13 protein-coding genes and 1 pseudogene are annotated in these 11,561 nt (G+C 37.3%); 9 read left to right on the top strand and 5 right to left on the bottom strand.

Going from position 1 to position 11,561, the window contains the following annotated elements; translation table 11 throughout:
- Together GHD25_RS19815 and GHD25_RS12455 are read left to right on the top strand one after the other, a co-directional pair.
- A pseudogene (locus tag GHD25_RS19815) lies at positions 1-194 on the top strand (hypothetical protein); the annotation flags it as partial.
- Positions 195-382: 188 nt separating this feature from the next.
- On the top strand, positions 383-616 hold the full coding sequence (locus tag GHD25_RS12455; RefSeq protein ID WP_164217313.1) for a hypothetical protein: 234 nt from the start codon (positions 383-385) through the stop codon (positions 614-616).
- A 135-nt stretch (positions 617-751) separates the two neighbouring features.
- Here GHD25_RS12455 and GHD25_RS12450 read toward each other — a convergent pair whose 3' ends face one another.
- The 3 genes from GHD25_RS12450 to GHD25_RS12440 form a co-directional block, all read right to left on the bottom strand.
- A complete protein-coding gene (locus GHD25_RS12450; protein ID WP_164217311.1) occupies positions 752-1,132 on the bottom strand; it encodes a hypothetical protein in 381 nt (126 codons plus the stop codon).
- A 425-nt stretch (positions 1,133-1,557) separates the two neighbouring features.
- A complete protein-coding gene (locus GHD25_RS12445) occupies positions 1,558-2,829 on the bottom strand; it encodes an IS110 family RNA-guided transposase (protein WP_164217309.1) in 1,272 nt (423 codons plus the stop codon).
- Positions 2,830-3,434: 605 nt separating this feature from the next.
- The gene (locus GHD25_RS12440) at positions 3,435-3,665 is read right to left on the bottom strand and encodes a DUF4872 domain-containing protein (protein ID WP_164217307.1); all 231 of its coding nucleotides are present in this window, start codon (positions 3,663-3,665) and stop codon (positions 3,435-3,437) included.
- A gap of 108 nt (positions 3,666-3,773) precedes the next feature.
- Between GHD25_RS12440 and GHD25_RS12435 the strand changes: the two genes are divergently transcribed.
- The 7 genes from GHD25_RS12435 (at position 3,774) to GHD25_RS12410 (ending at position 8,883) form a co-directional block, all read left to right on the top strand.
- The gene (locus tag GHD25_RS12435) at positions 3,774-4,352 is read left to right on the top strand and encodes a TetR/AcrR family transcriptional regulator (RefSeq protein WP_346426790.1); all 579 of its coding nucleotides are present in this window, start codon (positions 3,774-3,776) and stop codon (positions 4,350-4,352) included.
- A gap of 81 nt (positions 4,353-4,433) precedes the next feature.
- Positions 4,434-5,378, top strand: a complete 945-nt coding sequence (locus tag GHD25_RS12430) for an ATP-binding cassette domain-containing protein (RefSeq protein WP_164217305.1) — start codon at positions 4,434-4,436, stop codon at positions 5,376-5,378.
- Positions 5,375-6,151 (top strand): ABC transporter permease, encoded by a 777-nt coding sequence (locus tag GHD25_RS12425; RefSeq protein ID WP_164217303.1) that lies wholly within the window; start codon positions 5,375-5,377, stop codon positions 6,149-6,151. Before GHD25_RS12430 ends, GHD25_RS12425 begins: the two co-directional genes overlap by 4 nt.
- A gap of 128 nt (positions 6,152-6,279) precedes the next feature.
- Positions 6,280-6,411, top strand: coding sequence for a hypothetical protein (locus GHD25_RS20340; protein WP_346426789.1), 132 nt, complete (start codon positions 6,280-6,282; stop codon positions 6,409-6,411).
- A 46-nt stretch (positions 6,412-6,457) separates the two neighbouring features.
- Complete coding sequence (locus GHD25_RS12420) at positions 6,458-6,808, top strand: dihydrofolate reductase family protein (protein ID WP_462943700.1); 351 nt, start codon at positions 6,458-6,460, stop codon at positions 6,806-6,808.
- A gap of 132 nt (positions 6,809-6,940) precedes the next feature.
- Positions 6,941-8,218 (top strand): condensation domain-containing protein, encoded by a 1,278-nt coding sequence (locus GHD25_RS12415; RefSeq protein ID WP_164217302.1) that lies wholly within the window; start codon positions 6,941-6,943, stop codon positions 8,216-8,218.
- Positions 8,215-8,883: a DUF6320 domain-containing protein gene (locus tag GHD25_RS12410; RefSeq protein WP_164217300.1), complete on the top strand. Its 669-nt coding sequence runs from the start codon at positions 8,215-8,217 to the stop codon at positions 8,881-8,883. The genes GHD25_RS12415 and GHD25_RS12410 overlap by 4 nt, the downstream gene beginning before the upstream one ends.
- A 95-nt stretch (positions 8,884-8,978) precedes the next feature.
- Here the strand turns inward: GHD25_RS12410 and GHD25_RS12405 are convergent, their stop codons facing one another.
- Together GHD25_RS12405 and tyrS are read right to left on the bottom strand one after the other, a co-directional pair.
- Complete coding sequence (locus tag GHD25_RS12405; RefSeq protein WP_164217298.1) at positions 8,979-9,563, bottom strand: nuclease-related domain-containing protein; 585 nt, start codon at positions 9,561-9,563, stop codon at positions 8,979-8,981.
- Between the two features lie 684 nt (positions 9,564-10,247).
- Positions 10,248-11,519 carry a tyrosine--tRNA ligase gene (tyrS, locus tag GHD25_RS12400; protein ID WP_164217356.1) on the bottom strand — a complete coding sequence of 424 codons (1,272 nt, stop codon included), beginning with the start codon at positions 11,517-11,519 and terminating at the stop codon, positions 10,248-10,250.
- Positions 11,520-11,561: the final 42 nt, after the last annotated feature.

Here is an 11,561-nt window from a genome sequence, read left to right as displayed (position 1 = left end):
TCGTGGAGAAACGAATAAAGGACATCTTAACGTCTGATGAATTGGAGCAGGTTCATAAACTTAATAAATCAATAATGGGGGCTACTTCAAAGAAAGAAATACAAGATTATAAAGGTGAGATTGATCAGATAATAGAAAAAGCAAAGAATCGTTATTTTCGTGAAAAAGAAATCGAAGCAAAGGTTCAAAAATAAAATAACAAAGTGGATAGTTATGTCGAAAAAGAATATCATTTTTTGATCAACATATTGGTCTAACAATTTTAGGGTATTCGGATTATCGTGTGGAAAATGATGTTTCCATTACCCCCTACTTGTTTCACTAACACTTCCGAGATAGTATAATAAGATTAAAGTTATTTAATTCGAAGGGGAGTTTCACTTTGAATAATACAAATCCTATAAAAAAGAAATGGCTTGTATTGATTGCTGCACTGATTATATTATCCTTATCTCTACAAGACTTTGATGTTTCGCAATTGGAAAAATTAACCTTTAAAGATGTTATGCCGATAATCGTTCTTACAGCTATTATTTTTTTATTTAAAACAAGTATACTTTCTGTTATTTTTATCAGCATACAAAAAGGAGTGAAGAGATTAACCAAAAAGGACTAGCAGATTCTTTTTATTTTTCCAGCCAGTTAATTCCACAAATAAGCTTCCACACGAAAATTTGAATACCCCAATTTTAAACTTAATAGTGGAAAAGGTTTAGGGGAATCTATACGGTTATACCGACTCCCCTGCAACTTACGTCCACATGTTTTCCAAATTGTGCGTAAACCAGGTGAGGAAAGTGTGATCTTCCTCAATATTTAAAAGGGCTTCAAACATTTGTGTATTGTGAAATTCATGCTTGCATAATGCTCGAAGAAAGTCTTTCATGTCTAGTTTAATTTGATTATCTAGCGTATCACTTTCTATATCGTAATGATCCCATATATATCTTTTAACTTTTTCTGCAATCAATTCATCTTCGTCATCAATTTCAAATATTACTTTCTTTCCATTGACTACAATCTTTTTCATAACGGATTCAGGATTATAGATCCCATCTGTGATTTCTTTGGTTTCTTGCCTTATTCCCCAGTTCTCCGCTAATTCACGCCAATGAAAACCCCTAAATTCCATCTTGCAACCTCCCTCTATATAGTTAGTTTTTCTACGAAATGCTCTTGTTTTCTTAGAATTACTCCAAATTTCAATAGTTTACTTAGGAATAATGTGTTATTTACTGGTGTAATAAGGTTTTCATTACATTTATTTACTTATAAATGTCCATCCTATCGACCAAAGTGGTTATATTTGGTAAATATTCTGTATAACCGTGCGTATCATCTCCACGCAGCTTATGGTCGCTCACCCTCCCATGTATCACGGGATTTATGTCCATACATTCCTTCGTCCTGCGTATCCACAAGGTGGAGGTCGGATAAGCTCCCTTGCTGGGTCAATGCCCGAATGGAATAAATAAGCCCCGACTCTGCACTATTGGTATTTGTCGTATTCAGAAATCAAGTACATTTTAATAGAATTGCTAAATTGTTTTAAATGGTTTAAGCAGCCTGCAATGCTTCTAATTCAGGTAATCCCTGTAATAATTTACTTCCATCAAATTCACATTGTTTTTGACCAATGATAAAGAAAACACGTAATAGCTTTCCACATAATGCGATTAATGATTGTTGCTTTTTTAACGGCCTATTTGGCCTTGTTGTGTAATACTCATGCAATGCTTTATGACAAACTAATGGACGAACGGCCAGATAAAGTGACTTTCTTAATCGTTTTCTTCCACGCTTGTCAATCCTTGTTTGCCCTTTATATTTGCCGGAGCTATGCTCCCTGAGCGATAATCCAGCCATATTCACAAGTTGCTTGGGATGACTATATTTATTGATATCCCCAACTTCTGCGAAAAAGGTTGCCACTGTAGTAACCCCAACGCCTTTGATATCAATCATTTCCTTTGCACCAGGAATTTCTTGAACCAAATCTTCTAATTCTTGATCAAGCTCTTCCAGCTGCTGTTGATAAAGTTCAAATTGATCCAAAAGACTGTGTAATTCCTTCTTGGCAAAACGCAAGCCTATTTCAATCCCAATACTTTTATTGGCTGCCTCTACAAGTCGTGTAGCCCTTTTGATGCCAACACCACTTTTGACAAATTGTTTCCATTTCACAAGCACTTCCTCCGAAGTCATTGCCTTAATATCGGATGGGAATGGAAACAAACGCAATGTGCTTATGGCTGCCTTTCCTTTCCAGTCCTTAAATACATCCAAAAATTCCGGAAAGTAGCGCTGTATATTGTTTTGGATACGCCCCTCGATGATAATCAGCTGTTTGGATAATTGATCTCTTAATTTGACGCCTTCTCTCAATTCGGCATAAATGCCTTCTAAGAGATTTGGAACGGAGTATCGACCATCCTTCACAAGCTGTGCAATCACGCGGGCATCTTTCGTATCGTTTTTTGTTGGTGAATTATCATCAAGCTCTTTACTCTTTTTGACGTGCATTGGATTAACTAAAACAAAGTCATAGTCCTTGGCTATCAAAAAGTAAGCGAGGCTTAACCAGTAGTGCCCAGTGGGTTCAACACCGAAAATGACATGCGTTTTATCGTTTTCCTGTTGATGCTTTTTTGCCCAATCAAGCAACTTTTCAAATCCATGTATGCGATTTTCAAAGAACAATCTTTTTCCAAATTCAATGCCTCGATCATCTTGTGCTCGGGCTACGTGTTTGTCCTTAGCTATGTCGATACCTACAATCAATGTTGATGGTGAAATTTGCGAGATTTTCTTGTTTTGGGTATAATTCATTTTGAGTCCTCTCCTTGGTATTTTTTAAATTCGAGATCAACGCGCGTTGATACTCTGTACTATACCAAGAGGGCTCTTTTCTTTGCAAACCCCAAATTAGTTTATAAACAGGAATGCTCCCTTCACAAATAAGTAAAGCTAAATATCAATATTACAACATTTTTCCAATAGAACTTCATCCGAATACCTTCTATTTACAGTGACCATATAAAACTCGCATAAGCGAAATAGTTAATTACAACTCATAATATAACACAAGTAATTTTTTTATTTTGGAATAATTACTATATAACTCCAGTTATACAAATGGATGAGTAAAGAAAGAGGAAAATTCCCTTTTAAATCCTTCGGGTGTTAGAAAGACTTTCACTTCGTAACAGGGCGGGAATTTCGTTTTAACATATACCTACATTTCCTCCCCCGTAATGAATGTGTAGCAATAATACCAAAAACAATAAGGGTAATCGGAAAATAGTGGAAAAGGACTCAAAAGTACCCTCCACTATAACCTTAGTCAGTGTTGAAAAAGTCTGTCTATAGGTTTCCTCTTCAAAGATGAATCAGCAGTTCCATTGCTGCCTGTTTTTCTTGTTGGGAGATTTGCATCAATAAGTGGGAGGCTTCAATAACTTTTCAGTCTCATTTTTTCCTGCCTGATCAATTGAAATGGAAACTTCCCTCCGTAATAATGCAACCTCCGTGTAAATCCGATACACCTTTTCAACCCTTGTATCGTCAACGATATCTAAACATTCCAATAAAAAATCCTTGTATAAATTTCGCAACAACGAACCTTTTGTTCCTGCTCGTTCCATCAGCAGAGTTGTCAAAGTCATTACATCCCGCAATAAAATAAATTGCCCCTTGCTAATATACAGTAATCATAGTACAATAAATTTGTAACCAAAAAACTATAAAGGTTTTTTTAGTTTTTGGATTGCGAGGTGGCTACAATAAAAAATCGGATTATTGAAGGATTTGTAAAGGAAATGGAAATTAAAGGGATGAAATTTACAATGGATGATCTTGTCCGTCGTATCGGGATTAGTAAACGTACATTGTATGAGAATTTTTCATCTAAGGCAGAAATTTTAGAGGTATTGATTGACGAGACATTTGCTGAAGTAGATGATAAAACACAAAGGATTTTACAAGATACGGAATTATCCACCCCACAGAAAATAAAAGGAGTAATCACTGCTGTACCAAGTCATAGGGTTCTTTACGATAAAAATATTTTTGAGCAAATAAAACGTTTCTATCCTGATCAGTGGGAAAAGTTTGCAGAAATATTTGATAATGATTGGGAGGAACTTCGTGTTTTAATTCACCAGGGAATTCAGGAAGGGATCATTGCCAATTTAGATGAGAAGCTAATCGTAAAAATGACGATGGAAGCGGTCCAATCTGTTCATGACCAGGAATTCTATATAAAAAACAATATCTCGTTGACCGATGCTGTTTCTCAAATAGCTGATATTATTCTATTTGGAATCCTTTCAACTGAAAAAAACAGAGGTTGAATTATTAGCCTCTTTTTTTATGTAAACTAGAAAAACCAAAATAGTTTATTGTGTTTATGTTTTAAAAAGGAGTGTGTACTTTTGGACGAAACAGTTATTACAGTTGAAAATGTAAAGAAGAGATATAAAGATCATGATGTGTTAAAAGGGATAAACTTCAGGGTGAAACGAGGATCCGTATTTGCTTTACTTGGTTCAAATGGGGCTGGTAAGACAACAACCGTTAGAATCCTTGCCACATTACTCAAACCTGACAGTGGAAAAGTGCAAATTTCTAATTTTGACATTGTTGATCAAGCAGATGATGTACGTGGAGAAATCAGCCTAACAGGCCAATATGCAGCAGTAGATGAGCTTATGACAGGGAGGGAAAATCTGCGTTTGATTGGAAAGCTGTATCATCTTCTGGATGAGAACTCAAAAGCTGATGAGTTGCTTGAACGTTTCCAACTTACTGATGCTGCAAATCGGCGCGTGGCAACTTATTCAGGTGGCATGCGCAGGAGGCTTGATATAGCGATGGGCCTTGTCGGCAACCCATCTATTATATTTCTGGATGAACCTACTACTGGTTTGGATCCTCAGAGTCGGATAGCGATGTGGAAATTTATCAAGGAACTAACATTGACAGGGGTTACAGTGTTTCTGACTACGCAATATTTGGAGGAAGCCGAACAGTTAGCAGATCAAATTGCGATTCTTGATGAAGGGAAAATTGTCGCAGAAGGAACAGCCGAAGAATTGAAAAAGCTTTTGCCACATGAATTTATCGAATTAGGATTTAATAACGAAGACGAACTGCATCAAGCTCATAGAGTTCTTGAAGATTACTATACAAAAATAAGCGAGAAAGATATGATTCTTGCAATAGCTATCGATGGTGATGTGAAAGAACTTACACATATTTTAAACACTCTCGAAAGGTCAGATATTTCTGCTGCTTCTTTTGAACAAAGGTTGTCATCACTGGAAGACGTCTTTCTCACTATTATTGATAAAAATAAAGAAAAGGAGGAATCCCAATGAAGCTCGCTTCAAAAGTGAAATATAAGTGGAGTGACACTGTCGTGATGAGCAAGCGCTCCTTGGTTCATACTTCACGAAATTTTGATGCGTTTATAACTACACTCGTACTTCCAATCATCATGATGCTTTTATTCGTTTATGTATTTGGCGGAGCAATCGATACAGGATCGGTGGAATATATAAACTATGTGGTGCCTGGTATTACCCTGCTGTGCATCGGTTATACGGCTTCGACTACTGCGGTTAGTGTAAATAATGATATGACCAAAGGGATTATTGATCGCTTCCGTTCCATGCCTATAGCTAAATCATCGGTTTTGACGGGGCATGTGTTTGCATCTGTAGTGCGTAATGTCCTGACAACTACGCTCGTTGTGTTAGTAGCTTTTTTGATGGGTTTTCAGACGAATGCGACAGCAGTGGAATGGCTATTGGTTGTGGGAATATTGTTGTTGTATACGCTTGCCATGACTTGGCTGTCGGTTGTCTTTGGTCTGCTTGCAAATAGTGCAGAAGGTGCAGGAGCTTTCAGTTTTTTTGTATTGTTTTTGCCATATCTCAGTTCTGCATTTGTGCCAACAGAGACTATGCCCAGTGTGGTGCGTATGTTTGCTGAGAATCAGCCAATGACACCGATCAACGAAACAATACGCGCGTTTCTTATGGATACCCCGGTTGGAAATAATGCGGTGATAGCAATTTTATGGTGTGTGAGCATCATATTTCTTTCTTATCTCTTTGCGCTGTTTGTTTATAAGCGCAAAGCGGTTTAGCAAAAATTTCTCAAAGGAAATGATACGCTCGGCTTGTTAAATAATTAATCAGGTTAGTATCAAAGCGTAATTATTATGAGAGCTGAACGTATATTCTACAATCGAGTATAAAGAAGGGGGAGGAAATAATGAGCAAAAAACGAAATTTGGTTTTATTTATCGCTTCGAGTTTAGACGGATATATTGCTACAAAAAATGAGTCTCTTGAGTGGCTATACAATGTCGAAGGTGAAGGTGATAACGGTTTTTCGGAGTTTTGAAAAGGTTGATACGGTTTTACTTGGTAAAAGGTCTTACGATTGGGTAATGAAACAAGATATAGAGGAATTCCCATATAAAAACAAAGAGAGCTATGTGTTTACGAGGTCTTCTATTGAAGATACTGAACATGTGAAATTTGTTAATGATGATATAGCTAATTTTACGAATGACCTTAAAAATCAAGAAGGAAGAAATATTTGGATTGTTGGTGGAGGAGAATTACTACAATCTTTTATAAATGAAAAATTAGTAGATGAACTCATCATAACAGTTGCCCCAACTATAATCGGAAAAGGAATTCCTTTATTTAGAGAGGGAGAATATCAAATAGACCTTACTTTAAAGGGAATGAGAAACTTCAATCAGTTTGTCGAATTACATTATGAGATAAGGTAAAAGAAAGTAATATGTCCCTAACAGGTAGCGTAAGTAAATGCTGAATTAAATTCAGCACTTTTCGCTTTTGAAGTATCATAACTCAAGAGTTTTGAGACTCGACTCGTGTTTAAAATAGAAAGAAGGTACGTAATGAGCAGATGGTATAAAATCGATAATGCAGGGAAAGTATTTCACGCAGTAACAAAAGCTTCTAACTCGTCGGTGTATCGTGTTTCGATGATAATGAAGGCACCTGTAAATGCGGTATTGTTACAGAAGGCATTGGATACAGTAATAAAACGATTCCCGACATTAGCTGTTAAGGTACGTAAAGGGCTATTTTGGGATTTTATGGTAGATAATGAAGAAAAGTTGAGTATTCAGAAGGAAACAACCTATCCCTGTCATCCAATTAACCCGAGGGAAAATAATGGGTACTTGTTTAGGGTCTTATACTTCAAGCAAAGAATATCTGTTGAAATTTTTCATTCTCTCACAGACGGGACTGGTGCAGTTGAATTTTTGAAAACATTAATTTATCAATATCTAACATTACAGGGAGAAAAGTTGGTTATTGACGGTGATGTACTATTTCCTGATGAAGTCCCAAATAAGTATGAAATAGAGGATAGTTTTGAAAAGTATTTTCACGAGTCTAACCACTATCATCTACACGATAAAGTACCCCGTTCCTTTCAGATTAAAGGAACACCTTTTGACCCTGCAGGAGTAAATGTTATTCATGGCGTAATTAGCGCTTCTGCTGTCAATCGTTTTGCAAAACGACTAGGTGCGTCTATTACTGAATTTATTACTGCTGTGCTAATTCATGCCATTTATTCTGAAACGATGAAATATGGATTATATAAAGAAAATATTACGATTGCACTACCTGCTAATCTACGTCGGCAGTTTCCTTCTGTAACGTTAAGAAACTTTTTTGCGGTTGTCAATGTAGGGATGCATGTCACCGATAAAATGACATTAGAGGATATTATTAAAACAGTATCCAACCAATTAAGAAGTAAGACAGAAAGAGAAACTTTACAGGCTGAGATCAATCGCCATGTACATCTACAAAACAGTTTAACAACAAGAATGGTACCACTATTCTTAAAATATCAGGCAATGCGGTATGGGTTTCAGCATTTTGGTGAAATGGCAAAAACAATCACTCTTTCTAATTTAGGAAACATTAAACTACCTGATTGCATGAACCGTTATATAAAAAGAATGGAAGTTGTGCTGTATCCAACTAAAAATAGTCCGATTAATTGTGGTGTTTGTTCCCTTAATGATCAAATGACTATTACTTTTGCGCGTTCAATTGTAGAAACGGAAATTATTAAATCATTCTTCAGTCAGCTTACTCGTTTAACTGGTCTTGATGTGGAAGTTTACTCGAATTACTGGGGGGAGGCTAGGTGAATCATTGCATGAATTGTGGGGTATGGGTTGAACATTTGACATGTCCCTTATGTCATCGTAAAGTAGCTAATCCAACTTTTACCACAGAGGTAAAATGGTATCCAGATTATCACAGCTTAAAACAAAAAAAAGGAAATTCGTTTGTCTCAAGATTAGTGATATTTGTATCTATTGTCATTGTAAGTACATGTTTACTTATAAATATTTTCGTCACTCCTGACTTCCTTTGGGTGTTTTATGTAGCAGCAACCGTATTGTATCTTTTAGTTACCAGCAACCATACAATCAATTCCTCGGCTCATACAGGCGCGAAAATTTTTGGTCAGGTGATTAGTTTATCTGGCTTACTAATAGTGGTTGACGTTCTGTCAGGGTTTAGGCGCTGGTCAGTAAATTTTGTCGTTCCTTTTCTGATTATCACGGCTACTCTTTTGATCACGATAATTATCTTGAAGAAACGAATGCGTTGGCAAGAGTATGTAGGGTTTATAGTAGCATTGATTGTTTTGGGCTTCCTTCCAGTTGGATTGTATATCACTGGGATTGCTACCATTTTATGGCCATGTGCAATAACGACTCTATATGCACTGCTTACCCTTTTGGGGATGCTTTTATTTTCAGATAAAACGTTTAAGGAGGAGTTGGTTCGCCGTTTTCATATATAAGCTAATTTCTCCCGATATTGAGGGTATGGGAGCGATTGTGGAAAAGCAGTAAAATTTGATCAATTAGAATAGACAATTTCACACAATTATCCGATTTATGGAGCTATGAACATTAATTGATTTATAAGGTTTTCCACACGATAATCCGAATACCCGTTTAAATAACGTTTGATCTGATTTGGGTAAATAATAGGTTGGTTAAGTTGTGCTTGATATAAAGTAAACTCAGAATGAATAAAAACTACTGAAGGACTAATCGGGAGATTGCAGCCATGTTTGAAGAGCAGCTTTCGAAGGAGAGATTCCTTTCTATCTAACTGGTGTAAAGGATTAGTAATTTCGGATTGGGGTATCTTGGATATTTTATAAAATTTACCTGATTCCTCATCGTAATAATAGTCCCCGTCAAGATTTTTAACTTCAAACAGGTGGATGGTTTCCGAGGTAATAATAAGTGTATCAATTTGGAAAGTAGAGTTATTTGAGTTCAGCAGCAGGTCATTTAATATATAGCATTCGCATTGGAGCTTCTCTGTTAATGAATCAAATAATATTTCTCCTTCATAGCCTTTTTTGAGAGCATAGTAATACTGCTTGTCCTTGCTGGATAAACGCATACGGATATCTAAATACTCTAAGACTTCCAATTCATAAGGTTTTTTTCGTTCTTTGTATTGCATTCACATATTCCTTTCTTTTTTAAATTGACTGGCTTCTTATCTTATAAAGTAAATTCCTTACTAGCATCTAGAAATCAGTCTTTAATTAAAACAATTATACTTCAAGCAATCTATAATTGAAAACGATTATTTTAATTTTTTACTAGAATAAGAATACTGCACTTTTTGAAGCTATGTTTAAAATATACAAAAAAGAGAGGAAAAATGAATTTTAATGAATTAGCCTGACCTTCCCCACAACTTGCGCTTATTGGCCAGCTCCGGTATATTCTCAGATTTCAATACGGGCACAAGTGCGGCATCTGGGGCTGTGCGTAAATGCTCGCCCCACCGAAAAACATCTGGGACTGCGCGTAAATGCTCGTCCCACCAAAAAGCATTAATCTAACCCCTCTTGGTTGTTTTTACTGACGTACTGGTGCTGACCCCAGAAGTTAGAGTGAAAATCTGACTTTTTCCGGGGTCTCACCTAGGTCTATCCTCCGGCAGCACTATATCGCACAAAGTAAATGTGTATGCATGTTCAAGGAGTTTACGTATATTTCCGGAGCTGACAGGACGAGTTGTCCGCCAATTTAACACATTTTGACCCGGCCTCACTATATTTTAAAAAAGAAATAGTGGGCAAAGTTCACCCGTCGATGACCTTACCCACTAATCTTAGTATGTTTTTAAGTTCACATCTTATTGATAACGAATCAGTGTATATTTCTTTTTCCCTCGCCGAATAATGGTAAATTTATCTTCCAGGCGATCTTTTCCATCCACTGTATATTTCAAATCCTGGACCCGTTCTCCATTGATATAAATGGCCCCGTTGGAGATATCCTCTCTTGCCTGTCTTTTGGAAGAAGAGATGGAAGCGTTCACCAGGAGATCAATTAAACCGATCTCTTCCTTCCCTGTTTCATAGGATGGCACATCCTTAAAACCCTGTTCAATTTCACTAGCAGACAATGACTTTAAATCACCGCTGAACAAGGAAGCAGAAATATTTTTCGCCTGCTTAAGGGCTTCTTCGCTGTGGACTTCCTTTGTCATTTCTTCAGCAAGACGTTTTTGTGCAGCTCGTTTTTCCGGACGGGTTTTCACTTCGGTCTCCAATTCCTGAATTTCTTCTTCGGAAATAAAGGTGAAATAACGCAAAAATTTAATGACATCACGATCATCCGTATTCAGCCAGAACTGGTAAAATTCATACGGGCTGGTTTTTTCTGGGTCTAGCCACACTGCTCCGCCGGCTGTTTTGCCAAACTTCGTGCCATCCGCTTTCGTAATCAGCGGCACGGTAAGCCCAAATACATTCGTTTCTTCATCCAGGTTTTCTCTGGAACGGCGGATGTACTCCATTCCTGCAGTAATGTTTCCCCACTGGTCGCTGCCGCCGATCTGCAGTGTACAGTCTTCCTGTTCGTATAACTTCAGAAAATCTATGGATTGCAAAATCATGTAACTGAATTCGGTGTACGTGATCCCCTGTTCAATTCTGGCTGAAACGGACTCTTTAGCAAGCATGTAATTAATGCCGAAATGCTTCCCTGCATCCCGCAGAAAATCAATCACTGACATTTTGGAAAGCCAGTCATAGTTATTTCTCGATGCAACCGGTATTTCATCTTCGTCTGATTCAACCAGCTTCGAGATTTGTTCCCGGATTTTTTCCGTGAACCCGTGCACGACTTTACTTTCATTCAACGCTCTTTCTGAGGTACGGCCGCTCGGGTCTCCAATCATTCCCGTTCCCCCGCCTACAAGTGCAATTGGTTTATGTCCCGCCTTCTGAAATCGTTTAAGCATGGTAATCGGCAATAAGTGACCAATATGCAGACTGTCGGCCGTCGGGTCAAACCCGCAATATAATGTCACCTGGCTTTCTTCCAAGTGTTTTTTCAATCCTTCCCTGTCTGTTATTTGATGAACCAGGCCTCTTGTTTCCAAATCCTCTAAAATATCCAATCTCTTCACACTCCAATAAATTTAGTATTGCTGCTTAAAATT

Origin of the sequence: Virgibacillus aidingensis (assembly GCF_010994035.1) — a bacterium.
Taxonomy (GTDB): domain Bacteria; phylum Bacillota; class Bacilli; order Bacillales; family Amphibacillaceae; genus Virgibacillus_N.
This window is presented reverse-complemented; position numbering and strand designations above follow the sequence as displayed.

What these genes read in the sequence shown, in the direction of transcription:
- GHD25_RS12420 (WP_462943700.1), top strand. Translation starts at nt 6,458, where the DNA reads ATGAAACAAGATATAGAGGAATTCCCATATAAAAACAAAGAGAGCTAT.
- GHD25_RS20340 (WP_346426789.1), top strand. Translation starts at nt 6,280, where the DNA reads ATGAGCAAAAAACGAAATTTGGTTTTATTTATCGCTTCGAGTTTAGAC.
- GHD25_RS12450 (WP_164217311.1), bottom strand. Translation starts at nt 1,132, where the DNA reads ATGGAATTTAGGGGTTTTCATTGGCGTGAATTAGCGGAGAACTGGGGA.
- GHD25_RS12415 (WP_164217302.1), top strand. Translation starts at nt 6,941, where the DNA reads ATGAGCAGATGGTATAAAATCGATAATGCAGGGAAAGTATTTCACGCA.
- GHD25_RS12445 (WP_164217309.1), bottom strand. Translation starts at nt 2,829, where the DNA reads ATGAATTATACCCAAAACAAGAAAATCTCGCAAATTTCACCATCAACA.
- GHD25_RS12405 (WP_164217298.1), bottom strand. Translation starts at nt 9,563, where the DNA reads ATGCAATACAAAGAACGAAAAAAACCTTATGAATTGGAAGTCTTAGAG.
- GHD25_RS12440 (WP_164217307.1), bottom strand. Translation starts at nt 3,665, where the DNA reads ATGACTTTGACAACTCTGCTGATGGAACGAGCAGGAACAAAAGGTTCG.
- GHD25_RS12425 (WP_164217303.1), top strand. Translation starts at nt 5,375, where the DNA reads ATGAAGCTCGCTTCAAAAGTGAAATATAAGTGGAGTGACACTGTCGTG.